23 protein-coding genes are annotated in these 25,782 nt (G+C 70.0%); 16 read left to right on the top strand and 7 right to left on the bottom strand.

All coding sequences use genetic code 11. The features are described 5' to 3' along the window. The first annotated feature begins 278 nt into the window (after positions 1 to 278). Complete coding sequence (locus tag FHR56_RS11310; protein WP_152236546.1) at positions 279 to 773, top strand: hypothetical protein; 495 nt, start codon at positions 279 to 281, stop codon at positions 771 to 773. 99 nt (positions 774 to 872) lie between these two features. Continuing rightward, a complete protein-coding gene (locus tag FHR56_RS11305) occupies positions 873 to 1,655 on the top strand; it encodes a pseudouridine synthase (RefSeq protein WP_345776734.1) in 783 nt (260 codons plus the stop codon). Here FHR56_RS11305 and FHR56_RS11300 read toward each other — a convergent pair. After that, a complete protein-coding gene (locus FHR56_RS11300) occupies positions 1,606 to 1,998 on the bottom strand; it encodes an HNH endonuclease (protein WP_184502534.1) in 393 nt (130 codons plus the stop codon). The genes FHR56_RS11305 and FHR56_RS11300 overlap by 50 nt on opposite strands. Before the next feature lies 1 nt (position 1,999). After that, the gene (gene kbl / locus FHR56_RS11295; protein WP_184502533.1) at positions 2,000 to 3,202 is read right to left on the bottom strand and encodes a glycine C-acetyltransferase; all 1,203 of its coding nucleotides are present in this window, start codon (positions 3,200 to 3,202) and stop codon (positions 2,000 to 2,002) included. A 193-nt stretch (positions 3,203 to 3,395) separates the two neighbouring features. Here kbl and FHR56_RS11290 point away from each other — a divergent pair, with 193 nt between their 5' ends. From FHR56_RS11290 to FHR56_RS11270, 5 genes are all read left to right on the top strand, one after another. Then, positions 3,396 to 4,418 carry a sulfate ABC transporter substrate-binding protein gene (locus FHR56_RS11290; protein WP_242081654.1) on the top strand — a complete coding sequence of 341 codons (1,023 nt, stop codon included), beginning with the start codon at positions 3,396 to 3,398 and terminating at the stop codon, positions 4,416 to 4,418. Positions 4,419 to 4,422: 4 nt separating this feature from the next. After that, entirely contained in the window at positions 4,423 to 5,523 is a 1,101-nt protein-coding gene (locus tag FHR56_RS11285) for an ABC transporter permease subunit (protein ID WP_260400256.1), read from the top strand. Further along, entirely contained in the window at positions 5,523 to 6,476 is a 954-nt protein-coding gene (gene cysW / locus FHR56_RS11280) for a sulfate ABC transporter permease subunit CysW (RefSeq protein ID WP_184502532.1), read from the top strand. The genes FHR56_RS11285 and cysW overlap by 1 nt, the downstream gene beginning before the upstream one ends. Before the next feature lie 7 nt (positions 6,477 to 6,483). Beyond that, complete coding sequence (locus tag FHR56_RS11275) at positions 6,484 to 7,524, top strand: sulfate/molybdate ABC transporter ATP-binding protein (RefSeq protein WP_184502531.1); 1,041 nt, start codon at positions 6,484 to 6,486, stop codon at positions 7,522 to 7,524. A 280-nt stretch (positions 7,525 to 7,804) separates the two neighbouring features. Next, on the top strand, positions 7,805 to 8,503 hold the full coding sequence (locus FHR56_RS11270) for a TorF family putative porin (protein WP_184502530.1): 699 nt from the start codon (positions 7,805 to 7,807) through the stop codon (positions 8,501 to 8,503). A gap of 84 nt (positions 8,504 to 8,587) precedes the next feature. On the opposite strand, the gene tdh is transcribed toward FHR56_RS11270, so the two are convergent. After that, positions 8,588 to 9,619 carry an L-threonine 3-dehydrogenase gene (gene tdh / locus FHR56_RS11265; RefSeq protein ID WP_184502529.1) on the bottom strand — a complete coding sequence of 344 codons (1,032 nt, stop codon included), beginning with the start codon at positions 9,617 to 9,619 and terminating at the stop codon, positions 8,588 to 8,590. A 168-nt stretch (positions 9,620 to 9,787) separates the two neighbouring features. Here tdh and FHR56_RS11260 point away from each other — a divergent pair, with 168 nt between their 5' ends. The 9 genes from FHR56_RS11260 to FHR56_RS11220 all read left to right on the top strand — a co-directional run bounded on the left by FHR56_RS11260 (position 9,788) and on the right by FHR56_RS11220 (position 20,999). Then, the gene (locus FHR56_RS11260) at positions 9,788 to 11,947 is read left to right on the top strand and encodes a S46 family peptidase (RefSeq protein ID WP_184502528.1); all 2,160 of its coding nucleotides are present in this window, start codon (positions 9,788 to 9,790) and stop codon (positions 11,945 to 11,947) included. A 166-nt stretch (positions 11,948 to 12,113) separates the two neighbouring features. Beyond that, positions 12,114 to 12,758: a histidine phosphatase family protein gene (locus tag FHR56_RS11255; RefSeq protein ID WP_184502527.1), complete on the top strand. Its 645-nt coding sequence runs from the start codon at positions 12,114 to 12,116 to the stop codon at positions 12,756 to 12,758. Between the two features lie 491 nt (positions 12,759 to 13,249). Next, positions 13,250 to 14,509 carry a bifunctional tetrahydrofolate synthase/dihydrofolate synthase gene (folC, locus tag FHR56_RS11250; RefSeq protein ID WP_184502526.1) on the top strand — a complete coding sequence of 420 codons (1,260 nt, stop codon included), beginning with the start codon at positions 13,250 to 13,252 and terminating at the stop codon, positions 14,507 to 14,509. Between the two features lie 69 nt (positions 14,510 to 14,578). Then, positions 14,579 to 15,664, top strand: a complete 1,086-nt coding sequence (locus tag FHR56_RS11245) for an SPOR domain-containing protein (protein ID WP_184502525.1) — start codon at positions 14,579 to 14,581, stop codon at positions 15,662 to 15,664. Between the two features lie 95 nt (positions 15,665 to 15,759). Continuing rightward, on the top strand, positions 15,760 to 16,521 hold the full coding sequence (locus tag FHR56_RS11240; protein WP_184502524.1) for a CvpA family protein: 762 nt from the start codon (positions 15,760 to 15,762) through the stop codon (positions 16,519 to 16,521). Positions 16,522 to 16,549: 28 nt separating this feature from the next. Beyond that, complete coding sequence (gene purF, locus FHR56_RS11235) at positions 16,550 to 18,016, top strand: amidophosphoribosyltransferase (protein ID WP_184502523.1); 1,467 nt, start codon at positions 16,550 to 16,552, stop codon at positions 18,014 to 18,016. A gap of 69 nt (positions 18,017 to 18,085) precedes the next feature. After that, on the top strand, positions 18,086 to 18,892 hold the full coding sequence (locus FHR56_RS11230) for a ferritin-like domain-containing protein (RefSeq protein WP_345776733.1): 807 nt from the start codon (positions 18,086 to 18,088) through the stop codon (positions 18,890 to 18,892). A 235-nt stretch (positions 18,893 to 19,127) separates the two neighbouring features. Next, positions 19,128 to 20,372, top strand: a complete 1,245-nt coding sequence (locus tag FHR56_RS11225) for a zinc-dependent metalloprotease (RefSeq protein ID WP_184502521.1) — start codon at positions 19,128 to 19,130, stop codon at positions 20,370 to 20,372. Between the two features lie 141 nt (positions 20,373 to 20,513). After that, complete coding sequence (locus tag FHR56_RS11220; protein ID WP_184502619.1) at positions 20,514 to 20,999, top strand: hypothetical protein; 486 nt, start codon at positions 20,514 to 20,516, stop codon at positions 20,997 to 20,999. Positions 21,000 to 21,287: 288 nt separating this feature from the next. Here FHR56_RS11220 and lpxH read toward each other — a convergent pair whose 3' ends face one another. From lpxH to ppx, 4 genes are all read right to left on the bottom strand, one after another. Beyond that, positions 21,288 to 22,025 (bottom strand): UDP-2,3-diacylglucosamine diphosphatase, encoded by a 738-nt coding sequence (lpxH, locus tag FHR56_RS11215; RefSeq protein ID WP_184502520.1) that lies wholly within the window; start codon positions 22,023 to 22,025, stop codon positions 21,288 to 21,290. Between the two features lie 166 nt (positions 22,026 to 22,191). Then, positions 22,192 to 22,719: a phosphatase PAP2 family protein gene (locus tag FHR56_RS11210; protein ID WP_184502519.1), complete on the bottom strand. Its 528-nt coding sequence runs from the start codon at positions 22,717 to 22,719 to the stop codon at positions 22,192 to 22,194. Then, the gene (locus FHR56_RS11205) at positions 22,703 to 23,836 is read right to left on the bottom strand and encodes a glycosyltransferase family 1 protein (RefSeq protein WP_184502518.1); all 1,134 of its coding nucleotides are present in this window, start codon (positions 23,834 to 23,836) and stop codon (positions 22,703 to 22,705) included. The genes FHR56_RS11210 and FHR56_RS11205 overlap by 17 nt, the downstream gene beginning before the upstream one ends. A gap of 387 nt (positions 23,837 to 24,223) precedes the next feature. Further along, positions 24,224 to 25,750, bottom strand: a complete 1,527-nt coding sequence (gene ppx / locus FHR56_RS11200) for an exopolyphosphatase (protein WP_184502517.1) — start codon at positions 25,748 to 25,750, stop codon at positions 24,224 to 24,226. Between the last annotated feature and the right edge of the window lie 32 nt (positions 25,751 to 25,782).

Raw genomic sequence — 25,782 nt, 5'->3', positions numbered from 1 at the left:
GCCGGGCTTTGTTTTTGTGGGGTGGGGTAATGCGGTGTCTTGGTCCGCGCAGCTTTTCGTAGGAGCGGCTTCAGCCGCGATGGGCTTTGCTGGGAGAGCCTGTCGCGGCTGAAGCCGCTCCTGCGCGCGACGCGGACGCTGACGTTTTCCATGCCCGTTCCAATCTGAACTTTTTCAGCAATCCCAATTATTTAGCGCATGTAGTGCCGGTAACAGTTGAAAGCGTGCCGGGGCCTGCCTACACTCGCTCGTCGACTCGCCTGAATGGAAAAAAACCGATGCTGCGTATCGTGACGGCCAGCCTGCTCGCGCTTGCCCTGATTCCTGCGGCCCACGCCGCACCGGATTGCTCCGGCGATCTGCTGCCCAAGCCGCTGGCGCTGCCGGCCACGGTCGCCGCACCGGTCGCTTCCGAATTGTTCAGCCGCAACGTGCAGCTGGGCATGCCCAGCGGCGTGCTGACCCAGTCCTACAGCAGCGACCAGTCGCTGGACCGCGTGTTGCTGCGGCTGCGCGCCGAAGGCTGCCAGAGCCTGGCCAACGCCACCCCGGGCGCGGTGAAGCCCAACGATCCGGCCGCCTACAAGCCGGCCACCGCCTTCGACAACACGCCCTGGCGGTTCGACATGAGCCAGAACGGCAAGCGCATGACCGCCGAGGAGTTCGACGCCTGGATGAAGGCGCGCGGCGTCCGTGTGGTCAAGGCCCGTCCGGCTCCGGCCCCGGCGGCTGCCGCCGAGGCGCCGGCGCCGGCCGACGCCAACAAGCAGTAAGAGCTCGACGCGCGGCCGCCCGCGGCCGCGCCCGTTCGCGCAGTGCGAAGGGCCAAGCCGCCGCGTTCCCGCCGTCCGGCGTCGTCCCCGACGGCGCCCGTGCGTCCGCGCCTGCCCGTGCGCGACGCCGCACCGGCCACGCCGCGCCACGGCCTGGCCCGCACCTTGTCCAAGCTGGGCCTGTGCTCGCGCACCGAGGCCGCACGCTGGATCGCCGCCGGCCGTGTCGCGGTCGACGGGCGCATCGTCACCGATCCCGAATTCCCGATCGTGCAGGGCCGCCACCGGCTGGCCGTGGACGGTGCGCCGCTGGCCGACACCGCACGCCTGTACCTGATGCTCAACAAACCGCGCGGGCTGGTCACCAGTGCGCAGGACGAACGCGGCCGCGACACCGTGTACCGCTGTTTCGACGGCGCCGGCCTGCCGTGGCTGGCGCCGGTCGGGCGCCTGGACAAGGCCAGCGAGGGCCTGCTGCTGTTCAGCAACGACCCGCAATGGGCGGCGCGGGTCACCGATCCGGGCAGCGGCCCGGACAAGACCTACCACGTGCAGGTGGACGCGGTGCCCGACGCGGCGCTGCTGGCGCGGATGTGTGCCGGCGTGGTCGCCGAGGGCGAAGCGCTGCGGGCCAAGCAGGTGCGCCTGCTGCGCCAAGGCGAGCGCCATGCCTGGCTGGAGGTGGTGCTGGACGAGGGCCGCAACCGGCAGATCCGGCGGCTGCTCGCCGCGCTCGGCCTGGACGTGCTGCGGCTGGTGCGGGTGGCGATCGGCGAGCTGGTGCTGGGCGACCTGGGCAAGGGCGCCTGGCGCGCACTCAGCGCCGCCGAAGTCAGGGGGTTGGCGCCGGCGGCGGACGCCAGCGCGCCAGCCGCGCGCTGAGCAACGCGGCGACCACCTCGCGGGCGCGCGCGTCCTGCGGCCCGCGCGCATCGTGGTGGCGGCCCTTGGCGTGATTGCAGCCGGCACAGGCCAGCGCGAGATTGCGCGCGTCGTTCGGATCGTCGCCAACCATGCCGCAGAGCGCCGCTGCCGCGCGGCGGCCGAACCAGGCCTGCGGGACCACGTGTTCGAGCGAGCAGTGGCCCAGCGGTTCGCCGTCGCCGCGCAGATCCAGGCGCCGCCGGCAGTGCAGGCAGCGGCTGCGCCAACCGCCTGCTACGGACTCCGCCTGGGCGTCGGTCTGCGCCGCCAGCAACAGCCGTTGGCGCAGCGCGGCGCGCATCTCAGGCGGCGAGCACGCCCAGTTCGCGGCCGATGCGGGTGAACGCGTCGATCGCCCGGTCCAGGTGTTCGCGGGTGTGCGCGGCGCTGATCTGGGTGCGGATCCGCGCCTGGCCCTTGGGCACCACCGGGAAGAAGAAGCCGATGGCGTAGATGCCTTCTTCCAGCAGCCGCTCGGCGAAGCGCTGCGCCAGCGGCGCATCGTAGAGCATCACCGGGCAGATCGGGTGGGTGCCGGGCTTGATGTCGAAACCGGCGGCGGCCATGCGCTCGCGGAAGTAGGCGGTGTTCTCGACCAGGTGCGCGCGCAGGTCGTCGGCGGCGTCGAGCATCGCGAACGCCTTGCTCCCGGCGGCGACCACGTGCGGCGGCAGCGAGTTGGAGAACAGGTAGGGCCGCGAGCGCTGGCGCAGCAGTTCGATCACTTCGCGGCGGCCGGTGGTGAAGCCGCCCAGCGCCCCGCCCATGGCCTTGCCCAGGGTGCCGGTGAAGATGTCGATCTTGTCCAGCACGCCCTTGACCTCGGCCGAGCCGCGGCCGCTGGCGCCGAGGAAGCCGGTGGCATGGCATTCGTCGATGTGCACCAGCGCGTTGTATTTCTTCGCCAGCGCGGTGATCTCGTCCAGCGGAGCGATGAAACCATCCATCGAGAACACGCCGTCGCTGGTGATCAGCTTGGTCTTGCAGCCGGCGGCATCGGCCGCCTGCAGCTGCGCTTCCAGATCGGCCATGTCGCAGTTGGCGTAGCGGAAGCGCTTGGCCTTGCACAGGCGCACGCCGTCGATGATCGAGGCATGGTTGAGCGCGTCGGAGATGATCGCGTCGTGCTCGCCCAGGAGCGGTTCGAACAGACCGCCGTTGGCGTCGAAGCAGGCGGCGTAGAGGATGGTGTCCTCGGTGCCGAAGAACGCGGCAATCTGCGCCTCCAGCTGCTTGTGCAGGTCCTGGGTGCCGCAGATGAAGCGCACCGAGGCCATGCCGAAGCCGTGCGTGTCCAGCGCGTCCTTGGCCGCCTGGATCAGGTCCGGATGATCGGCCAGGCCCAGGTAGTTGTTGGCGCAGAAGTTGAGCACGCGGCGGCCGTCGGCGAGGACGATTTCTGCCGCCTGCGGGCCGACGATGATGCGCTCGGACTTGAACAGGCCCTGGGCGCGGATCGCGTCCAGTTCCTCGGCGTAGTGCTGGGTGAGGCGGGAGTCGGTCATGACGGGCACGCGCGGCGGAAAGAGGCGGCGATTTTACCGCGGCGCCCGCGAAGGCCGGGGTCGTCATGCGCAAATGGCATGAGCCGCTGCCCGGAAGTCATTTCACCCGCCGCCTGCCGCTGCGCAGCATGCGTCATGGTCCGCGGCGGGCATCGGCCGCGGCGTCGGTCTGTGTGTTTTCGGAGAACCGCCCATGTCCAGCCTTCCGCCGCGCCGCTGGCGCCCGCTGCTCGCGCTCGCCTTGTGCGTGTTCGCCGGGGCCGCGGCCGCCGCCGAGACGCAACTGCTCAACGTGTCCTACGATCCCACCCGCGAGCTGTACCGGGACTACAACGCCGCCTTCGCCAAGCACTGGGCGCAACTGCATCCCGGCGAGCAGGTGGCGGTGGAGACCTCGCACGGCGGTTCCGGCAAGCAGGCGCGCGCGGTGATCGACGGGGTCGAGGCCGACGTGGTGACGCTGGCGCTGGCCTACGACGTCGATGCGATCGCCGCCAAGAGCAAGCTGATCGATGCGAACTGGGCCACGCGCCTGCCCGACAACAGCGCGCCGTACACCTCGACCATCGTGTTCCTGGTGCGCAAGGGCAATCCGAAAGGCATCAAGGACTGGCCCGACCTGCTGCGCAGCGGCGTGTCGGTGATCACGCCCAATCCCAAGACCTCCGGCGGCGCGCGCTGGAACTACCTGGCCGCCTGGGCCTACGCCGACCACATCTTCAAGGGCGATCGCGAACGCATCCTCAACTACATGCGCGCGCTGTTCCGCAACGTGCCGGTGCTGGACACCGGGGCGCGCGGCGCCACCACCACCTTCGTCCAGCGCGGCATCGGCGATGTGCTGCTGGCCTGGGAGAACGAGGCGTTCCTGGCGCAGCAGGAACTGGGCCAGGACAAGTTCGAGATCGTGGTGCCGAAGCTGTCGATCCTGGCCGAGCCGTCGGTGGCGCTGGTCGACAAGAACGTGGACAAGCACGGCACCCGCGCGGTGGCCGAGGAATATCTGAAATACCTGTACTCGCCGGAAGGGCAGAAGATCGCAGCCAGGCACTATTACCGGCCGCGCCATCCCGAGTACGCCGATCGCGCGGATCTGGCGCGGCTGCCGAAGGTGCGGCTGGTCACCATCGAGCAGGCGTTCGGGTCCTGGGCCAAGGCGCAGGCCACCCACTTCGACGACGGCGGCCTGTTCGACCAGATCCAGGCGAGCAAGTGACACGATGGCCGTGACCGCCGCCGCCGTTCCCCGCGCACCGCGCCAGCGCCGGGTGATGCCGGGCCTGGGGCTGAGCCTGGGCATCACCCTGACCTGGCTGGGGCTGGTGGTGCTGATCCCCTTGCTCGCGGTGCTGCTCAAGACCAGCGGGCTGGGCTGGGAGGGCGTGTGGCGGGTGTGGAGCGAGCCGCGGGTGCTGGCGGCGTTGCGATTGAGTTTCGGCACCGCGCTGGCTGCGGCCGCGTTCAATGCGGTGATGGGCACCTGGGTGGCCTGGGTGTTCGTGCGCTATCGCTTTCCCGGCAAGCGCCTGTTCGACGCGATGATCGACCTGCCGTTCGCGCTGCCCACCGCAGTGGCCGGCATCGCCCTGACCGCGCTGTACGGCAGCAACGGCTGGATCGGGCGCTGGCTGGAGCAGCCGGCGCAGGCGCTGGCGGCCAGCCTGCCGACGTTGGCCTGGTGGTGGCCGCGGCTGGCGCTGCTGCTGGTGCTGGCCGCCATCGGCCACGCGCTGTTGCGACGCAGCCAGTCGCTGCTGCCGGCGCCGCTGCGCGCGCTGCAGCGCCTGCTCGGCACGCTCGCCGTGCTCAGCCTGGCGGCGCTGGGCGTCGGTGGCCTGCTGTTCGGTTACGCCGGCCTGATGCAGGGCAGCGGCGCGGGCGGGGTCAAGGTCGCCTACACGCCGCTGGGCATTGTCGTGGCGCTGGTGTTCGTCGGGCTGCCATTCGTGGTGCGGATCGTGCAGCCGGTCTTGGCCGAGGCCGAGCGCGAGCTTGAGGAGGCGGCGGCCACGCTCGGTGCCGGGCGCTGGCAGACGGTGCGCCGGGTGCTGCTGCCGACCCTGTGGCCGGCGGTGCTGACCGGATTCACGCTGGCCTTCGCGCGCGGGGTCGGCGAATACGGCTCGGTGATCTTCATCGCCGGCAACCTGCCTAATGCCACCGAGATCGCGCCGTTGCTGATCACCATCCGCCTGGAGGAATTCGATTACGGCGGCGCCAGCGCGATCGCCGCGGCGATGCTGCTGTTGTCGCTGCTGTCGTTGCTGCTGGTCAACGCGGCGCAGGCCTGGTTCGCGCGGCGTGGCAGGGCGGTGACGTGATGGCGTCCGTGGTGTCCGCGCTGGCTGCGCGCGTCCCGGGGCAGGCCGCCACCACCGTCCCGATGCAACTGCCGGCCTCGGTGGTCGACGAGCCGCGCTGGGTGCAGCGGCTGCTGATCGGCGGTGCGCTGCTGTTCCTGCTGGCGTTCCTGCTGCTGCCCTTGTTGCTGGTGTTCGTCGAGGCCTTGCGCAGCGGCGCCGACGTGTTCTGGCGCGCGATCTCCGATCCGGACGCGCTGGCGGCGATTCGCCTGACCCTGCTGGTCGCGGCGATCGTGGTGCCGTTGAACCTGGTGTTCGGCGTGGCCGCGGCCTGGGCGGTCAGCAAGCATCGCTTCCCCGGCAAGCGCCTGCTGGTAAGCCTGATCGATCTGCCGTTCTCGGTGTCGCCGGTGGTCGCCGGGCTGCTGTTCATCCTGATCTTCGGCCGCAACGGCTGGGCCTGGCCGTTGATCGACGAGGGCGTGCGGCTGTCCCTGCCGCTGCTGGGCGAGGTGGTGCTGCGCCTGCCGCGCATCGTGTTCGCGCTGCCGGGCATCGTGCTGGCGACCACCTTCGTCACCTTTCCCTTTATCGCCCGCGAACTGATGCCGCTGATGGAGCAGCAGGGCGACGACGAGGAGCTGGCGGCGCTGAGCCTGGGCGCCAGCGGCTGGCAGACCTTCTTTCGGGTGACCTTGCCCAACATCCGCTGGGGCCTGCTGTACGGCGTGCTGCTGTGCAGTGCGCGGGCGATGGGCGAATTCGGTGCGGTGTCGGTGGTGTCCGGGCACATCCGCGGGCGCACCAACACGCTGCCGCTGCATGTGGAGATCCTCTACAACGAATACGCCTACAGCGCCGCCTTCGCCTGCGCCAGCCTGCTGGCGCTGACCGCGCTGCTGACGCTCGCCGTGAAGTCCTGGCTGCACTGGCGCCACGGCGCGGCGCTGGCCGCCACTCACCGACACTGAGGTTGCCATGAGCATCCGCGTACAGCACCTGGGCAAGCACTTCGGCGATTTCGCCGCGCTCGACGACGTCGGCCTGGACATCGGCCAAGGCGAATTGCTGGCGCTGCTGGGGCCGTCCGGCTCCGGCAAGACCACGCTGCTGCGGGTGATCGCCGGGCTGGAACACGCCGATCGCGGGCGCGTGCTGATCCACGGCGAGGACGCCACCGCGCTGTCGGTGCAGGCGCGCCGGGTCGGCTTCGTGTTCCAGCACTACGCCTTGTTCAAGCACATGAGCGTTTACGAGAACATCGCCTTCGGCCTGCGCGTGCGCCGCGAGGCGCGCTGGACCGAGGCGCGCATCCGCGCGCGGGTGCAGGAACTGCTGGCGCTGGTGCAGTTGCACGACCTGGAGCGGCGCTACCCGGCGCAGCTGTCCGGCGGCCAGCGTCAGCGCGTGGCGCTGGCGCGCGCGCTGGCGATCGAGCCACGCGTGCTGCTGCTCGACGAACCGTTCGGCGCGCTCGACGCGCAGGTCCGCCGCGACCTGCGCCGCTGGTTGCGCGAGCTGCACGAACGCACCGGGCTGACCACGGTGTTCGTCACCCACGACCAGGAAGAGGCGCTGGAACTGGCCGACCGCGTGGCGATCCTCAACCGCGGGCGGATCGAGCAGGTCGGCAGCCCTGCGCAGGTCTACGAGCAGCCGGCCTCGCCGTTCGTGTACGCCTTCGTCGGCGCGGTGAACCGGCTGCCGGCACGCCTGCATGACGGTGCCGTGCAGGTCGGCGGCCTGGCCTTGCCGGCACCCTCGACGCCGCTGTCCAGCGGTCCGGTCGAGCTGTATGTGCGGCCGGAGGATCTGGCGCCGGGCAGCGAAGGCTGGGCGGCGACGGTGCTGTCCATCCAGCGCAGCGGCCCGCGCCTGCGCCTGCGCGCGCAACTGGCGCACGGCCGCGACGAGGTGGAGGTGGAACTGCTGGCGGGCGAGGGGACGCACGACTACGCGCCGGGCCAGCCACTGCATCTGCGCGCGCGCCGGTTCGGGGTGTTCGCCGCACCTGCCTGAGGCCCGATCGGGGCAGGCCACGTCCCCTTTGCCACGCATGACCGGGCCGGTCGCTGCGGCGTGGCGGCGTTGTGCGGGCCGGGACCGTGGCTGGCCAGGGCCCGACAATCAGGGCGCGATCGGCATGTCCGCGCTTGGCGCACATCCACGGACGCGGGACACGCCAGGACCTGGAAGGAACGAAAGTTGTTGCGCTGCAAGGTAAAAGCAGTTAAAAAATCGTGAAGGCGCGCCGCGCCCCACGCTGCAACCACCCTCGTCAACCGCAGGAGAATGACCGGTGAACAAGACCACTCTCGCCCTGGCCGTCGCACTGGCCGCTTCGCCGCTCACCGTCCTGGCCCAGGACGAGCCCACCTCGCCGGTCACCGGCTCCTATGGCGTGGTCAGCGACTACGTGTTCCGCGGCGTCTCCCAGACCGACAAGGGCCCGGCGTTCCAGGCCGGCCTCACCTACACCTCGCCGTTCGGCCTGTACGTGGGCACCTGGGGCTCCAACGTCGATTTCGGCGCGGGCGATCCGGATTGGGAAGTGGACGGCTTCGTCGGCTACAACGTCGATTTCTCGCCGGACTGGAACTTCGACGTGATGGTCAACCGCTACGGTTATCCGGGCGCCGGCAAGTCGAACTACAACGAACTGATCACCAAGACCAAGTTCCTCAAGACCTACACCCTGACCGTGGCCTACACCGACAACGTGTACAACCTGGACCGGGACAGCTTCTACTACGCGCTGGACGGGAACTGGTCGCTGCCGCAGGGCTTCAGCGTCGGCGCGCACGTCGGCCGTACCACCTACGAAAGCGCGTTGACCGCGTACCAGGACTACACCGACTACAACGTCAGCGTGGGCAAGATGGTCGGCCCGCTGGCGCTGAGCGTGGGCTACTACGACACCGACAACAAGGGCGCGGCGAACTTCACCGAGCGCCTGGCCGGTCACCGCGTGGTGGTCTCGGGCACGATCGCGTTCTGATCGCATCGTCTCGTGAAACGACGAAGGGCGCCGCGAGGCGCCCTTCGTGTTTTTCGGCATCGCCGCGTTGCCGCGGCGCGCGCATCACCAGCTCAGCACGACCTTGCCGGCCTTGCCTTCTTCCATCAGGTCGAAGCCCTTCTGGAATTCGTCGATGGTCAACTGGTGGGTCAGTACCTTGCCCAGCGGGAAGCCGGACAGCACCAACTGGGTCATCTTGTACCAGGTCTCGTACATCTTGCGGCCGTAGATGCCCTGCACGGTCAGGCCCTTGAAGATGATCTTGTCCCAGTCGGCGCCGGCGCCGCGCGGCATGATGCCGAGCATGGCGATCTTGCCGCCGTGGTACATGCAGTCGAGCATGTCGTTGAAGGCGCGCGGGTTGCCGCTCATCTCCAGGCCGACGTCGAAACCTTCCATGTGCAGGTCGGCCATGACGTCCTTGAGCGAGGTGTTGGCGACGTTGACCACGCGCGTGGCGCCCATGTCCGCGGCCAGCTTCAGGCGGAAATCGTTGACGTCGGTGACCACCACGTTGCGCGCGCCGATGTGCTTGCAGATGCCGGCGGCGATGATGCCGATCGGGCCGGCGCCGGTGATCAGCACGTCCTCGCCGATCACGTCGAATTCCAGCGCGCAGTGTGCGGCGTTGCCGTAGGGGTCGAAGAACGCGGCCAGCTCGGAGGGGATCTGGTCGGGGATCGGCCACAGGTTCGAGGCCGGCATCACCATGTACTCGGCGAAGGCGCCGTTGATGTTGACGCCGATGCCCACCGTGTTCGGGCACAGGTGCGGGCGCCCGCCGCGGCAGTTGCGGCAGTGGCCGCAGACGATGTGGCCTTCGGCCGACACGCGCTGGCCGACCTCGTAGCCGGTGACCGCCGAGCCGAGCTGGGCGATGCGGCCGACGAATTCGTGGCCGATGGTCAGGCCGGGCTTGATGGTGCGCTGGCTCCACTCGTCCCACAGGTAGATGTGCAGGTCGGTGCCGCAGATCGCGGTCTTTTCCAGCTTGATCAGCACGTCGTTGGGGCCGGGGACCGGCACCGGCACCTGTTCCAGCCAGATGCCTTTGGCGGCGTCGCGCTTGACCAGCGCCTTCATTGTTTGCGCCATGTCGGTGCAGATTCGATGGGAAGAGGGCGCGCAGTATAAGCGCCCGGCCGGCGTGCCCATGTTGCGGCGCGGTCAGGACGTGATAGGTCCCAGGGTGCCATTGGTCACGGTCCGGGCGCTTGGCGACAGCCGTTACACTCTAACGTCTGTCATCAAGGAAACCGCTCGATGCGTTCGAATTCGTTGGCTATCGCCATCGCCGCCGTCGCCGCCCTGTCCGGCGCCTCCGTCGCCCATGCCGGCGAGGGCATGTGGGTCCCGCAGCAATTGCCGGACATCGCCGGACCGCTGCAGCAGGCCGGCCTGAAGCTGTCGCCGCAGCAACTGTCCGATCTCACCGGCGACCCGATGGGCGCGGTGGTCTCGCTGGGCGGCTGCACCGCCAGCTTCGTCTCGCCGCAGGGCCTGGTGGTAACCAACCACCACTGCGCCTATGGCGCGATCCAGCTCAACTCGACCGCGCAGAAGAACCTGATCCGCGACGGCTTCAGCGCCGCCAGCCAGGGCGCTGAACTCAGTGCTGGTCCGAACGCGCGCATCTATGTGCTCGACCGCATCACCGACGTCACCGCGCAGGCCAAGGCGGCGATGGCCGCCGCCGGCAACGACGCGCTCAAGCGCACGCAGGCGCTGGAGGATTTCGACAAGGCGCAGGTCGCCGCCTGCGAAGCCGACGCCGGCTACCGCTGCGAGCTGTACAGCTTCTCCGGCGGCAACACCTATCGTCTGTTCCGCACCCTGGAAATCCGCGACGTGCGCCTGGCCTACGCGCCACCGTCGGGCATCGGCAAGTTCGGCGGCGACGTCGACAACTGGATGTGGCCGCGCCACACCGGCGACTTCTCGTTCTACCGCGCCTACGTCGGCAAGGACGGCAAGCCGGCCGCCTACGCCAAGGACAACGTGCCGTACCAGCCCAAGCACTTCCTGAAGTTCGCCGACCAGCCGCTGGGCGCCGGCGATTTCGTCATGGTGGCCGGCTATCCGGGCCGCACCAACCGCTATGCGCTGGCCTCCGAGTTCGACGCCACCGCCAACTGGGGGTATCCCACCGCCGCGCGCCAGTACCGCGACCTGATCGCCCTGGTCGAGCAGGCCGGCAAGCAGAACCCGGACATCCAGGTGAAGTACGCCGCGACCATGGCCAGCTGGAACAACGTGGCCAAGAACTACGAAGGCCAGCTGGAAGGCTTCAAGCGCATCGACGCGGCGGCCAAGAAGCACGCCGAGGAAGACGCGGTGCTGGCCTGGCTCAAGCGCCAGGGCGGCGAGGGCAAGGCCGCGCTGCAGGCCCACGCGCAACTGCTGGCGCTGGGCGAGCAGGCCAAGGCCACCCGTGACCGCGACTTGGTGCTGCGGCAGATGCAGCGGACCGGGGCGCTCGGCAGTGCGGTCATGCTGTACCGCCTGTCGATCGAACGCGCCAAGCCGGATGCCGCGCGCGAGCCCGGCTACCAGGAGCGCGACCTGCCCGAGATCGAGGGCGCGATGAAGCAGATGGAGCGCCGCTACGTCGCCTCCATGGACAGCCAGTTGCAGCGCTACTGGTTCGACCAGTACCTGAAGCTGCCGAAGGCGCAGCGCCTGCCGGCGCTGGACCAGTGGCTGGCCGGTGCCGATGCGCAGGCCGCCGCCACGCGCCTGGCCGGCACCCAGCTGGGCAACACCGACGCGCGCCTGAAGTGGCTGCACGCCGATCGCGCCGCGTTCGAAGCCAGCGACGACCCGGCGCTGCGCTATGCGGTGGCGCTGATGCCGACCCTGCTGCAGATCGAGCAGGACCAGAAGCGTCGCGAGGGCGAGGAGCTGCTGGCGCGGCCGCGCTACCTGCAGGCCGTGGCCGACTACAAGAAGAGCCAGGGCGAGTTCGTGTATCCCGACGCCAACTCCTCGCTGCGCATCACCTTCGGCAACGTCAAGGGCTATTCGCCCAAGGACGGCGTGGAATACACCCCGTTCACCACGCTGGAAGGCGTGGTCGCCAAGGACACCGGCGTGGAACCGTTCGATTCGCCCAAGGCGCTGCTGGAGGCGGCCAAGGCCAAGCGCTACGGCGGGCTGGAGGACAAGCGGCTGGGTACGGTGCCGGTCAACTTCCTGTCCGACCTGGACATCACCGGCGGCAACTCCGGCTCGCCGGTGATGGACGCGCACGGCAAGCTGGTCGGCCTGGCCTTCGACGGCAACTGGGAGTCGGTGAGTTCGAACTGGGTGTTCGACCCTGCGATGACCCGCATGATCGCCGTCGACACGCGCTACCTGCACTGGATCATGCAGGAAGTGATGCCGGCGCCGCGGCTGCTGAAGGAGTTGAACCTGGCCAAGTGAGCCAGGCTCGGGCGGGCGGCGGCCATGGCCGCCGTCCGCCTGTCCGCCGCGGCCAACGCCACGGCGGCGCACGGGGATGCAGCGCAGGGTTTCCGGCGACGGAGCGGGTATCATGCCGCTCCGTTTTCGTTTGCGAGACGGGCCTTCCCCCCAAGGAATCCAGCGCATGCGCATTCTGCTCGCCCGCCATGGCGAAACCCCGTGGAACGCCGAAGGCCGCTACCAGGGCCAGATCGACATCCCGCTGTCGCCGGTCGGCGACGCCCAGGCGCAGGCGCTGGGCGCGCGCCTGCGCGAGGTCCCGCTGACCCGCGCCGTGGCCTCGCCCCTGGCGCGTGCGCAACGCACTGCGCGCTTCGCGCTGGGGCCCGAGCGCGAGGCGCTGCTGCAGACCGATCCGGACTTGCAGGAAATCGCCCATGGCGAGTGGGAGGGCCTGCTGGCCAGCGAGATCCACGAGAAGGATCCGGCACGCCTGCGCGCCTGGCGCGAGGAGCCGGACACGGTGCTGATGCCGGGCGGCGAGTCGCTGCGGCAGGTGCTGGAGCGTTCCTGGCGTGGCCTGACTCGCGCCGCCGAGGGCCTGGGCGAGCACGACACGCTGCTGGTGGTCGCCCACGATGCGGTCAACCGCGTAATTCTGTGCCGGGTGCTCGGCCTGCCGATCGCGCGGCTGTGGAGTTTCCGCCAGGCGCCGACCACGCTGAACCTGCTGGAAGGGCCGGACGTGGAGCATCTGGACGTGGTGCGCTTGAACGATTGCGCGCATCACACACCGTTTTTCGGTGAGGCCAAGCATCGGGCGCTGTAGGACGGACATGATGCGCGTATAGCGTGCGTCGTCTCGTCGACGGGTTGATCCGGCCCACTTCCGATGCGGTTCGCTTGGCCGTTGCCGTTGCCGTTGCCGTTGCGGTGCTTTTGCTGTCGCTTTTGCTTGCTTTCCGGGATCCCGTGAGCCGCGGCACTTGGCCTGGGCGAAAACCCCGAAGGGGCGGCGCGCAGGAAGCGCGCCGTTTTTCGCCGGCACATGGATGTGCCGTCGAAAAATGCCCAGGCCAAGTGCGAACCCGGAGCGCGCAGCGCGGAGGGCGCGGCGCCCGGGTGTGCGTGACCAGCCATTCGGCTGTGATAAAGCGCTTCTTTTGGTTACTTTTCTTTGCACAAGCAAAGAAGTGCTTCTCAGCAGCCGGAGGCTGATCAAAGTGACTCGCGCGTCAGCGCGAAAGCTGTCGCTTCCAAAGCTGTTGCTTCTGACGAAGGCGAGCGAACGCGCTTGCCTGAAAGGCTAGAAATACACAAATGAACACCCTCCCCGAATGGCTCGCCTACATCGAGCGCCAGCATCCCCAGGACATCGCCATGGGCCTGGAGCGGGTGCGCGCCGTGGCCGCGCGCATGCGCCTGACCAAGCCGGCCAAGCACGTCATCACCGTCGGCGGTACCAACGGCAAAGGCTCGACCGTCGCCTTCATCGAAGCGATTGCGCGTGCCGCCGGCTGGCGCGTGGGCAGCTACACCTCGCCGCACCTGCTGCGCTACAACGAACGCGTGCGCCTCGACGGCGAAGAGGCCAGCGAAGCCGACCTGGTGAGCGCCTTTGCGGCAGTGGAGGCCGCGCGCGGCGACACCGCGCTGACCTATTTCGAATACGGCACGCTGGCGGCGCTGTGGCTGTTCCAGCAGGCCACGTTGGACCTGGCCGTGCTGGAAGTCGGGCTCGGCGGCCGCCTGGACGCGGTGAACCTGGTCGACGCCGACGTCGCGGTGATCACCACCGTGGACATCGACCACACCGATTGGCTTGGCAACGACCGCGAGGCGATTGGCGCGGAAAAGGCCGGCATCGCGCGGCCGTGGAAGCCGCTGGTGCTGGGCGAGATCGATCCGCCGTCCAGCGTGCTGCGCCGCGCCTACGCGATCGGTGCCAATGCGTTGCGCGCCGGCAGCGACTTCTTCCACGAGCCGATCGACGCCGAACGCTGGCGCTGGCGCGACGTCGGCACCGAACTGCAGCTGCCGTTGCCGCAGCTGCGCGCGCCGGTGCAGCGCGCCAATGCCGCCACCGCCATCGCCGCCCTGCGCGCGCTGCGCCGGTCGCTGCCGCGCAGCGCCTACGCCGAGGGCATCGCCGCCGCGCGCCTGCGCGGGCGCCTGCAACCGTGCGTGCGCGACGGCGTGGAGGTGCTGGTCGACGTCGGCCACAACCCGCAGGCCGCCCGCGAGCTGGCCGCCGCGCTGCAGGCGCAGCCGGTCGCCGGCCGCACTTGCGCGGTGTTCGCGGCGCTGGCCGACAAGGACGCCGCCGGCGTGGTGGAGGCGCTGGCCGCGCAGGTCGATGCCTGGCACCTGGCGGGGTTGGGCGGCAACCGCGGCCAGAGCGCTGCGCAGCTGCGCGCGCGGCTGGCGAGCACGGCTGCCGCCGAGGCGGGCGTCGCCGAGAGCGTGGCGCAGGCGCTGCAGGCGACGCTGGCGCAGGCACGACCGGGCGACCGGGTGCTGGTGTTCGGTTCGTTCCACACCGCCGCCGAGGCCTTGCACTGGCTGCATTCAGCCGGCTGATCCCGCCCCCGGGCGGGCCGACCTTATAATCGCGACGGCACTCCGCCACGCCGCCCCCTCACCCTTTCCGTGGATACCGTCCTGAAACAGCGATTGATTGGCGCCCTCGTCCTGGTAGCGCTCGCCGTGATCTTCCTGCCGATGCTGGTGAAGGGGCCTGCGCCCGACAGCGGCGTGGCCAATGTGCCGCTGAAGGCGCCCGAGGCGCCGGCCGACGGCCAGTTCGAGACCCGCGAACTGCCGCTGGTGACCCCGGGCGATGCGCCCAGCGGCGGGGCGGTGGGCATGGCCAAGACGCCGGGCGCCACGCCCGCGCCGGCGCCGGTCCAGAACAATCCCGATGCCGCCGACCTGGCCGATCCGGCCGCCGGCAGCGCCGCGCAGCCGCTGCCGCCGAGCGTGGCCGCCGGCAACTACGCGGTGAATTTCGGCGCCTATGCCACCGCCGCCGATGCCGATGCGGTGATCGCGCGGCTCAAGCAGGCGCAGCTGCCGGGCTTCCGCGAGCAGGCCACGATCGGCGGGCGCCAGGCCTGGCGGGTGCGGATCGGGCCGTATGCCGATCGCGCCCAGGCCGAATCGGTGCGCCTGCAGGCGGTCAAGGTCCGCAACGACGTCAATGCCCAGGTGGTGACCCTGGATGCGGCGCCGAGCAACGCGACCTCGACCAGCGCCGCGCCGGCTGCCGCCAGCCATGTCGCCGCCGCCGCGCCCGCCGCCCCGGCCAAGACCGAGGCGCTGCCGCCGGAGCCGGCCAAGCCGGTCGCCACCAGCAAGCCGGCGACGCCGCCGGCGCCCAAGCCGGAACCGGCCAAGCCGGCCACGCCCAAGCCTGAACCCACCAAGCCGGCGGCCCCTGCGGCCACCACGGCAGTGGCCAAGCCGGCGCCGAGCGTGCCGGCCGCGCCTGCGGCGTCCGGCACCGGCTTCGCCGTGCAGTTGGGCGCCTTCGGCAAGGCCGAGGACGCCAATGCCCTGCGCGACAAGGTGCGCGCGGCCGGCTTCAGCGCCTTCGTCGAACAGGTACGCACCGACAAGGGCGCGCTGAACCGGGTGCGGGTGGGGCCGGTCGCCAACCGTGCCGACGCCGAGCAGTTGCGCGCCCAGGTGGCGGCCAAGGTCGGCATCAGCGGTATGGTACGTCCACATCCTTGATCGGGCCGCGGCCCATGGAGTAGCACGATGGTCCAGGGAAGGCAGGCGCGACGCGCGATCGGCGCGATGCAGCGGCTTGGCCGCGGGAGGCGCGCATGATCGACATGGTGCTGTTGACGGTGATCCTGGTCTCGGCCCTGCTCGGGGCCCTGCGCGGGTTCGTCGGCATCGTGGTCGGCACGCTGTCCTGGTTCCTGGCCGGCTGGGCCACGTTCCAGTTCGGCGGCAATACCGGGCGCTGGCTCGCCGATGGGGCGCGGCCGAGCATGAGCTACTACCTGGGCGGCTACGCGCTGACCTTCGTGACGGTGATGGCGGTGGTCGCCATCGTCGGCATGGTGATCCGCACCGCGGTGCGCTCGACCGCGCTGTCGGGCACCGACCGCGCGCTCGGCTTCGGCCTGGGCACGGTGCGCGGCGGTTTCTTCGCCGCGGTGCTGGCCTTCCTGATGAGCTTCACGCCGCTGACCCGCGAGCCGGACTGGCAGCATTCGATGGTGCTGCCGGTGCTCAGCCCGGGGGTGGGTTGGATGCGCGCGCAGATGCCGGACTGGCGCATGCCGCAGATGCCGCAGTTGAACCTGTCGCAGATGCCGCAACTGAACGTGTCGCAGATGGATTTGGGCAACTTGCCCGCGGCAGGCGATAATGCCGCGCTGGGCAACGCCCTGCAGGCCAGCGGGCTGCAGGAGATGATGTCCAAGGCCCTGGGACGTCCCGGGGTACGGTCCGCGCAGCCCGGGAGCGATCCGTCGCACCTGATGCCCGCGAACATCGATCCGGCGCAGGCGCGTCCGGCGCAATTCGACCCGGCACGGGTCGAACCCAACGGCCAGGCACGGCCACCTTCCCAATAGCGGCGTTCCCGCCGCGGAGAGCGTTGACATGTGTGGCATCGTCGGAATCGTCGGCAACCAGAACGTGGCCGGGCAACTCTATGACGGCCTGGCCGTGCTGCAGCACCGCGGCCAGGACGCGGCGGGCATCGCCACCGCCGACGGCACCCGCCTGCGCGTGCAGAAGGCCAACGGCCTGGTCCGCGACGTCTTCGACGAGAAGCGCATGGCGGTGCTGGAAGGGCGCGTCGGCATCGCCCATTGCCGCTATCCGACCGCCGGATCCGAAGGTATGGACGAGGCGCAACCGTTCTACGTGAATTCGCCGTACGGCATCGCGCTGGCCCACAACGGCAATCTGGTCAACACCGAGGCCTTGCGCCAGCAGGTGTTCGAGGCCGACCGCCGCAACATCAACACCGATTCGGACAGCGAAGTGCTGCTGAACGTGTTCGCCTACGAGCTGGACGCGCAGCGCATGCTGACCCCGGAAGCGGCGATCCGCGCGGTGGCCGGCGTGCACCGCCGCTGCAAGGGCGGCTACGCCGTGGTCAGCGTGGTGCTGGGGCTGGGCCTGGTCGCGTTCCGCGATCCGCACGGCATCCGCCCGCTGGTGCTGGGCAAGCGCGAGGGCGTGGAGGGCGACGAGTACATCGTCGCCTCCGAATCCTCGGCGCTGGACATCCTCGGCTTCACCCGCGTGCGCGACGTGCGTCCGGGCGAAGCACTGGTCATCACCGGCCGCGGCGAGCTGTTCTCCGAGGTCTGCGCCTCGCCCACCGACCACACCCCGTGCATCTTCGAGTACGTGTACTTCGCGCGCCCGGACTCGATGATCGACAACGTCTCGGTGCACAAGGCGCGCATGCGCATGGGCATGAAGCTGGGCGAGAAGATCCTGCGCCTGCGCCCGGACCACGACATCGACACCATCATCCCGATCCCGGACACCTCGCGCGACGCTGCGCTGGAGATCTCCAACGTGCTCGGGGTGAAGTACCGCGAGGGCTTCGTCAAGAACCGCTACATCGGCCGCACTTTCATCATGCCGGGGCAGGGCGAGCGGGTGAAGTCGGTGCGCCGCAAGCTCAATCCGATCCACCTGGAATTCCGCAACCGCGTGGTGCTGCTGGTCGACGATTCGATCGTGCGTGGCACCACCAGCCGGCAGATCGTGCAGATGGCGCGCGACGCCGGCGCGCGCAAGGTGTACCTGGCCAGCGCCGCACCGCCGGTGCGCTATCCCAACATCTACGGCATCGACATGCCGGCCGCCGACGAACTGGTCGCGCACGGCCGCAGCGAGCAGGAGATCCAGGAATTCCTCGGCTGCGACTGGCTGATCTACCAGGATCTGGAAGACCTGGAGACCGCGGTGCGCGAGGGCAACCCGGAACTGAAGGCGTTCGACTCCTCGTGCTTCAACGGCCAGTACACCACCGGCATCGAACCCGGCTATTTCGAGCGGATCATGCAGTTGCGCTCGGACGAGGCCAAGCGCAAGCGCCGTGCCTGAGCCCCGCGGCGCCAGTGCCCGGGCGCAGCGCATGCCTGCATGGGCGGGCCGGCCGCCGCTGGTGGCGCCGTGAACGGCGACTTGTACCAGGCCGCGCGTGCCTGCCTGGACGCGGCCGACCCCGACGAGAAAGTCGCGCTGACCCAGCGCCATGCCGCGGCCTGGCGCGATGGCGCGCTGGCGGTGCCGGCCGCCGCGCCGGCGCCTGAGCCGACCCGCATGCCGGGGCGGCCGCCACGGCCGCTGCTGGTGCACCCGCGCGAGCTGCCGCGGCGCGGCCTCGGTAGCACCGAGGGTCGCGCTGCCTTCATCCACGCCATCGCCCACATCGAACTCAACGCCATCGACCTGGCCTGGGACGCGGTCTACCGCTTCCGTGGCCTGCCGCCGGCGTTCTATGCCGACTGGGTGGCGGTGGCGGACGACGAATCGCGCCATTTCGTGCTGCTGCGCGACCGCCTGCGCGCGCTGGGCCACGCCTACGGCGATTTCGCCGCGCACAACGGCCTGTGGGAGATGTGCGAGAAGACCGCCCACGACGGCCTGGCGCGGATGGCGCTGGTGCCGCGGGTATTGGAAGCGCGCGGCCTGGACGTGACCCCGGGCATGATCGCCAAGCTGCGCGCGCTCGGCGACGACGCCACCGCCGACATCCTGGAGATCATCCTGCGCGAGGAAGTGGCGCACGTGGCCGCCGGCTCGCGCTGGTACCGCTGGTACTGCACGCAGGCCGGGATCGAGCCGCGCGCCCGCTTCGCCGCCCTGCTGCGCGAGTACGCCGGTGGCTATCTGCACGGCCCGTTCAACCTGCAGGCGCGCCTGCTGGCCGGCTTCGACGAGGACGAATTGCTGGCCCTGCAGCAGCAGGCCGGCTGAGGCGGCGTTGCCCTATGGGGCAGCACGCGTGTTGCGGAAACGCGCTGGCGAGGGCGGCATGACCGTCGGGACGCCTGCTTTCTGTGACGCCTATCTCCGAGCTGCGACCCCGCTGCATTTGGTGCTTGCGCTGAACGGTGGCTGAGCGGCTAATCGAACTCCCCCGCGCGGCCTCCCCCGATCTGGCCGCGCGCGGGGCGACGTTCGTCCCTACTCACCACCCCAGGAGTCCGACATGAAGTCGATGTGCAGCCTGACCGCGATGCTTGCCCTGTGTGTCGCCGGTTCCGCCTCCGCGGCGGGAAAGCCCCTGTTCCAGAGCAGCCAGTACGTCTCCAAGTCCATCGCCGGCGAGCCCGCGTTGAGCCGCCTGCTGGCCAATCCCGCCACCGGCGCGGTGCAGCGGGTCGGCGTGGACGCCGCCGCCGTCACCGCCGGGCAGCAGCAACTTGAGTTGGACCTGCTGGGCCAGCGCATCACCGCCACGCAGCTGAAGACCGAGCAGTTGGAAGGCGGCAACAGCATCTGGTACGGCAACCTCGGCAATGCCGCGGTGGCGCGGACCCGTGCGCCCTCCGGCCTGGACCCGCTGAACTCGGCGATCCTGGTGCGCAGCGGCGACACCATCACCGGCAGCATCCGCAGCAATGGCACGCTGTTCCACCTGCGGCCGATCGCCGGCGGCGGCCATGTGCTGGTGGAGGTCGACGAACGGCGCATGCCGGCCGAGCATCCGGCCGACTACGCCCTGCTGCCGACGGTGCAGATGCCGCAGTCGGTGATCGACGAGCGGATGACCGCCGCCGGCGCCTCGTCCGGTTCGCCTGCGACCATCCGCGTGCTGGTGGTGGCGACCAACAAGGCGGTGACCAGCTACGGCGGCAACATGCAGTCGCTGGTGCAACTGGCGGTGGCCGAGTCCAACCAGGGCTACAGCAACAGCAACGTCGGCATCACCATGCAGCTGGCCGGCTACGAGACCACCAACTACACCGAGTCCGGCGACTTCAACACCGACCTGACCCGCTTCCGCGGCACCAGCGACGGCTACATGGACAGCATCCATACCTCGCGCAACAGCACCGCCGCCGACGTCGGCGTGCTGATCATCGACAATTCCAGCTACTGCGGCCTGGCCTCGGGCATCGGCTCCACCGCCGCCACCGCGTTCGCGGCGGTGTACTGGGATTGCGCCACCGGCTACTACAGCTTCGCCCACGAGATCGGGCACCTGCAGAGCGCGCGCCACGATGTGGCCACCGACTCCAGCACCTCGCCCTACGCCTACGGCCACGGCTATCGCTATGGCAACAGCTGGCGCACGATCATGGCCTACAACTGCAGCAGCAGCTGCCCGCGGCTGAACTACTGGTCCAACCCGAACGTGTCCTACAACGGCGTGCCGATGGGCAATGCCAGCAGCGCCGACAACCAGCGCGTGCTGGTCAACACCAAGGCGACGGTGGCCGGGTTCCGTTGAGCCGGCGCGCACGTGGTGCAGGCTGCATGCCTGCGCCACGTGCGGCGAAGACGGCCGGAGCGGGCGCGGCGGCGTCCGCTTCGGCTATGCTGGGAAGCGGCGCCGGCGCGGCCGGTGCCGACCGACTTCCTGGGAGCGACGATGTTCAAGCGCATGCGACTGCCGGCCGCGCTGCTGCTGGCGATGCTCAGCGCGGGCTGCGGCCCCGCCCCGGATCGGCAGACCGAGACTCCGTCGCCGACCGCCAAGACCGACGCGCCGCGGGCGACCCCGCCGGCCGACACCTTCGACGAAAACCGTGCGATGGACCTGCTGCAGGCGCGCCTGACCGCCGATCGCGCCTATCCCGACCTGCCGTGCCTGGGCTACGCCATCGAGAACGACGAGGACGAGGCCGCCTCCGCGACCGCGTCTGCAGCGGCCGCTTCCAAGCCCGTCGCGCCGGCGGCGATCGAGATCGCGGTGCGTGAGAAACACGGCGACGGCTGCCCCGGCGACCCGCAGACCGAACCGGTTCGCGACCGCTTCCGCGTCGAGCGCTCCGGCGCGATCCGCTGGTACGACGTGGTCGATGGCGACTTCGTCGATTACGCGCAATGGCGGCAGCAGCAAGCCAGCGGCGGCTAGCGCTGAGCGACGTGGCTTCGCGCCGTGGCCGACGCGTGGTTGCCGCGGGACGCGGCAAGGAAATGCGGATGGATGGAGGCGACGCGCACGCGGACGAGGCGACGTCGCGCGTCACTGCCACGCCGGTTGCGGCGTTCCATGAGGCAGGCCGTGGCCATCTGCTGCGTTCAAGTGCTGGACTCGGCGGCCCCGTGGAATTCCGGATCGAAGCGTAGTTGGGTGTCGTCCTGCGGTCGCGCGTTCGCCGCAGGAGAGTGCTGCGCCGCGCGACGGCGCCGGAAGCGTGCGCTAGAGCTGTTGCAGTTGGCAGCCCTGCGCGTCCACGCGCAGCACCGAGCCCTGCTCGTACCAGTCGCCGAGCACGATGCGGGTGCAGGCGCGGCCGTCCACGTCCAGCGCATGTACTGCCGGCCGATGGGTGTGGCCATGGATCATCCGCGCCACGCCGTAGCGGGCCAAGGTGGCGGCGACTTCGGCCGGCGCCACGTCGGTGACGGTCTCGAACTGCGCGCGGTCGCCCTGTTTCAGGTCGGCCTGGCGCGCCTGGCTGGCGGCGCGCGCCTGTTGCGCGTAGGCGATGCGCGCGGCCAGCGGCTGCGCCAGGAACTGCTGCTGGAAGGCCGGGTCGCGGGTCTGCGCGCGGAATGCCTGGTAGGCGGTGTCGTCGGTGCACAGCAGGTCGCCGTGCAGCAGCAGGGTCGGCTCGTCGTACAGGTCGATCACGCAGGGGTCGGGCAGCAGGCGCAGGCCGGCGCGCTGCGCATAGTCGACGCCGAGCAGGAAGTCGCGGTTGCCGTGCATGAAGAACACCGGCACCCCGGCCTCGTGCAGCGCGTGCAACTCCAACGCCACCGCATCGGCCGCTTCGGACGGCGTGTCGTCGCCGATCCAGGCCTCGAACAGGTCGCCGAGGATGTACAGCACCTCGGCCTGGCGCGCCTCCCCGCGCAGGAAATCCAGAAACAGCGCGGTGATCGCCGGCCGTGCCGGATCCAGATGCAGGTCGGAGATGAACAGCGTGGTCATGGGAGCATTGTAAGGCCGGGACCCGGGACCCGGGGCCCGGAACAGCGGCGCCATGACGCCGCCGGGCGCGCGCGGGTTGATGCCGTTCGCTACCGCGCTTACTGCGAGGCCGCGCTGTCCTGCTTTTCCGGGTCCCGGGCCCCGGGTCCCGGGTCCCGACTTTTCCTCACCCCACGAACCACAACGACACGCCCGCCAGCAGCGCGCCGATGCCAGTGGCCGCGAGCACGTCGCTGGGGTAGTGCAGGCCCAGCACCACCCGCGACAGCGCCACGCAGGCGATGAAGGGCACCAGCAGCGGCGCCAGCCAGGGGTAGTAGGCGAGGGCGACGATGCCGAAGGACACCGCGTGCAGGGTATGGCCGGAGGGGAAGCTGAACTCGTCCAGCGGCGCCACCCAGGCGCGGATGCGCAGGTCGGCGGCGTACGGGCGCGGGCGGCGGGTCCAGCGCTTCAGGCCCTTGTACAGGCTCAGCGCGACCACGCCGGTGGCGGCCATGTGCGCGGAGGCGAACACGCCGTCCATGCCGTCGCACAGCACCAGCAGGGTCATCAGCGCATACCAGAACACGCCGTCGCCGAGCCGGCTGATCGCCGAGAAGAAGCGCCGCACCGAGCGCCGCCGGCACCAATGATTGGCGCGCCGGCACCAGCGGGTCTCGTGCCCGCGCAGGATCTCAAGCCGCGTCGACATGCGTCCTCCGGGTCTGTGCCAGTTGGTCGAGCAGCGCATCGAAATCGGCCACCACCCGCTCCGGGCGCAGTTGCTGCATCGACGCGCAGGCGGCCTCGCCCAGGCGCCGGCGCAGCGCGTCGTCGCTGCCCAGGCGCAAGGCGGCGGCGATGAAGGCGTCGTCGTCGGCCACCGCCGCACCGTTGAGGCCGTCGCGCAGGTATTCGCGTGCCGCGCCGTAGTCGAAGGCGACCGTGGCCACGCCGCTGGCCATCGCCTCCAGGGTCACGTTGCCGAAGGTCTCGCTGCGGCTGGGGAACAGGAACAGGTCGCCGCTGGCGAAATGCCGCGCCAGCGCGTCGCCGCGCTGGATGCCGCAGAAAATGAAGTCCGGGTTCTCCTGCGCCAGGCGCTCGCGCAGCGGGCCGTCGCCGACCCAGACGAAGCGCGCGCGCGGGCGCAGCTGCTGCAACTGGCGGAACGCACGCACCGCCAGCGGCAGGTTCTTCTCCGAGGCGATGCGGCCCACGTACAGCACCGCGCAATCGTCGTCGTGCAGGCCCCACTGCGCGCGCAACTGCGCATCGCGGCGCTGCGGCTCGAACTGCTTGCTGTCCACCGCCCGCGCCAGCAGGCGTACCCGCTCGAAGCCCTGGGTGGCAAGGAAGTTGCGCAACTCGCGGGTCGGCACCAGGGTCGCCTGGGCCTGGTTGTGGAAGCGCCGCATCCAGCGCAGCGCGGTCGACTGCAGCCAGGCCGCGCCGTACTGCGGCAGGTATTCGTCGAAACGGGTGTGGAAGCCGGTGGCGATCGGAATGCCCAGGCGCCGCGCGCTGCGTAGCGCCGACCAACCCAGCGGGCCCTCGGTGGCGATGTACACCGCATCCGGCGGCGCCGCCTGCCACAGTCGGGTCAGGCGGCGTGGTGCCGGCAGGCCGAACTTCAGTCCGGGGTAGCGCGGCAGCGCCGCGCCGCGCACCAGCCGCAGGTCCGCCGGGTCGGCGTCGCCGGCCTGGCGCGGGCGCACCACGTCGACGGTATGGCCGCGTGCGCGCAGCCCCAGTTCCAGCCCCTGCACGGTCAGCGCGACGCCGTTGACCTCAGGGGGATACGTCTCGGTGACGATCGCGTAGCGCATGCGGGGGCTCCGGTTTGACAAAGCCTCGCGCACCGCAGTGAAGCGAACATGTCCAGCGCATGTAGGAACGATGACGCCAAAAGCCGGGATTCGGGATTCGGGATTTTCGCGAGTTCGTCGCCGTGCCGCTTTTCTGTGGGGGGCTTCAGTCCCGATGCGGTATCGGTAAGGCGTCGGGGCTGAAGCCTCTCCCACAAAAAAGCCACGGTGTCGCGGCGGTTTCAGGGAGGGCGGTTTTTCTTTCAAAAACCGGCACATTTTTCATGAAATCGCTTGACCGCGATTTGACCGTGGACAGCATGCTGCCATCCCGAATCCCGAATCCCGAATCCCGAATCCCGAATCCCGAATCCCGAATCCCGAATCCCGAATCCCGAATCCCAGCCTTCAAGCCACAAATGGGCGGAAATTGATCCCCAATCCCGCCATGCCCTCGACCTCGCCGATCAGGTCGGCGCGCTGCAGCGGCCGCGATTCGATCCACGGCTGCGACAGGATCAGGTGCAGGTTGGCGCCGTCGGCCTTCAGTTCCAGCGCCGGGATCGGGTCGGCCTCGTGCGCGCGGTGCAGCAGCACCGCCAGGCGCAGCAGCGCGGCCTTGCGCTTGGCGCTGAGCAGCAGGCGGTCGGGCAGCGCGTCGAAGGCGGTCTTGGCCACGTTGCGGCGGTGCGTGCGCACCAGCGTGGCCAGCACCTGCTGCTCCTGCCGCGAAAAGCCGGCGATGTCCGAATGCTCCAGCACGTAGGCGCCATGCACGTGGTACTGGCTGTGCGCGATGGCCTGGCCGAGTTCGTGCAGGCGCGCGGCCCAGCTGAGCATGCGGCCGTCGTCGGCATCCAGCGCCCAGTCGCCGGCGACCTGCTCGAACAGCGCCATGGCCGTGTGCTCCACGCGCGCGGCCTGCGCCTCGTCGATGCCGTAACGCCGGGTCAGCGCGGCGATCGCGCTCTCGCGCGGATCGTTCTGGCCGGCGCGGCCGAGCATGTCGTAGAGGATGCCTTCGCGCATGGCCGCCTTGCTCACCATCAGCCGTTGCAGGCCCAGCGCCTGGAATGCCGCCTCCAGCACCAGCACGCCGCCGGCGATGATCGGCCGGCGGTCGGCGGACAGGCCCGGCAGGTCGATGTCCTCGATGCGCTTGGCCAGCAGCAGGCGCTCGCGCAGTTGCGGCAGCGCCTCGGCGGTGATCGCGCCCTTGGTCAGCTTCATCGCCGCGCAGATCTCGCCGATCGCCTTGTGCGTGCCGGACGAACCCAGCGCCTCGTGCCAGCCCAGCGCCCGGTACTGTCCGGCGAACTGCTGGAACTCGGCGCCGATCTCGGTCAGCGCGTCCTTCCACTTCTTCTTGGACAGCTTGCCGCCGGGGAAGAAGCGCCGCGTGCTGGCGATGCAGCCGGCCTGCAGGCTCTCGCGTTCCAGGGTCTGGAAGCCGCTGCCGATGATGAACTCGGTGGAGCCGCCGCCGATGTCGATCACCAGGCGCCGCTGGTCGGGCTTGGGCGGTTGCGCGTGGGCCACGCCCAGGTAGATCAGGCGCGCTTCCTCGCGGCCGCTGACCACTTCGATCGGATGGCCGAGCGCGGTCTCGCCGGGAATCAGGAAGGTCTGCGGCGAGCGCAGCTGGCGCACGGTGTTGGTGGCCAGCGCGCGCACGCGCAGCGAGGGCAGGTCGCGAATGCGCTGGCCGAACCGCGCCAGGCATTCCAGCGCGCGCTGCCGCGCCTCGGCGGACAGCCCGCCCTTGTTGTCCAGGCCGTCGGCCATGCGCACGGTCTCGCGCAGGCGGTCCACCACCCGCAGCTGTCCGAGCTGATAGCGGGCGATGACCATGTGGAAACTGTTGGAACCCAGGTCGATGGCGGCCAGCAGGTCGCCGTCGCGCAGCGGCGGATGAGTGGGGGAGGTGGCAGGCATGGCGGAATGGTAGCCGATGCGCGGCGCACGCC

Source organism: Xanthomonas sp. F10 (assembly GCF_014206815.1).
GTDB classification, from domain to species: domain Bacteria; phylum Pseudomonadota; class Gammaproteobacteria; order Xanthomonadales; family Xanthomonadaceae; genus Xanthomonas_A; species Xanthomonas_A indica.
Note: the sequence above shows the minus strand (reverse complement) of the source record. Positions and strands in the feature narration are given on the sequence as shown.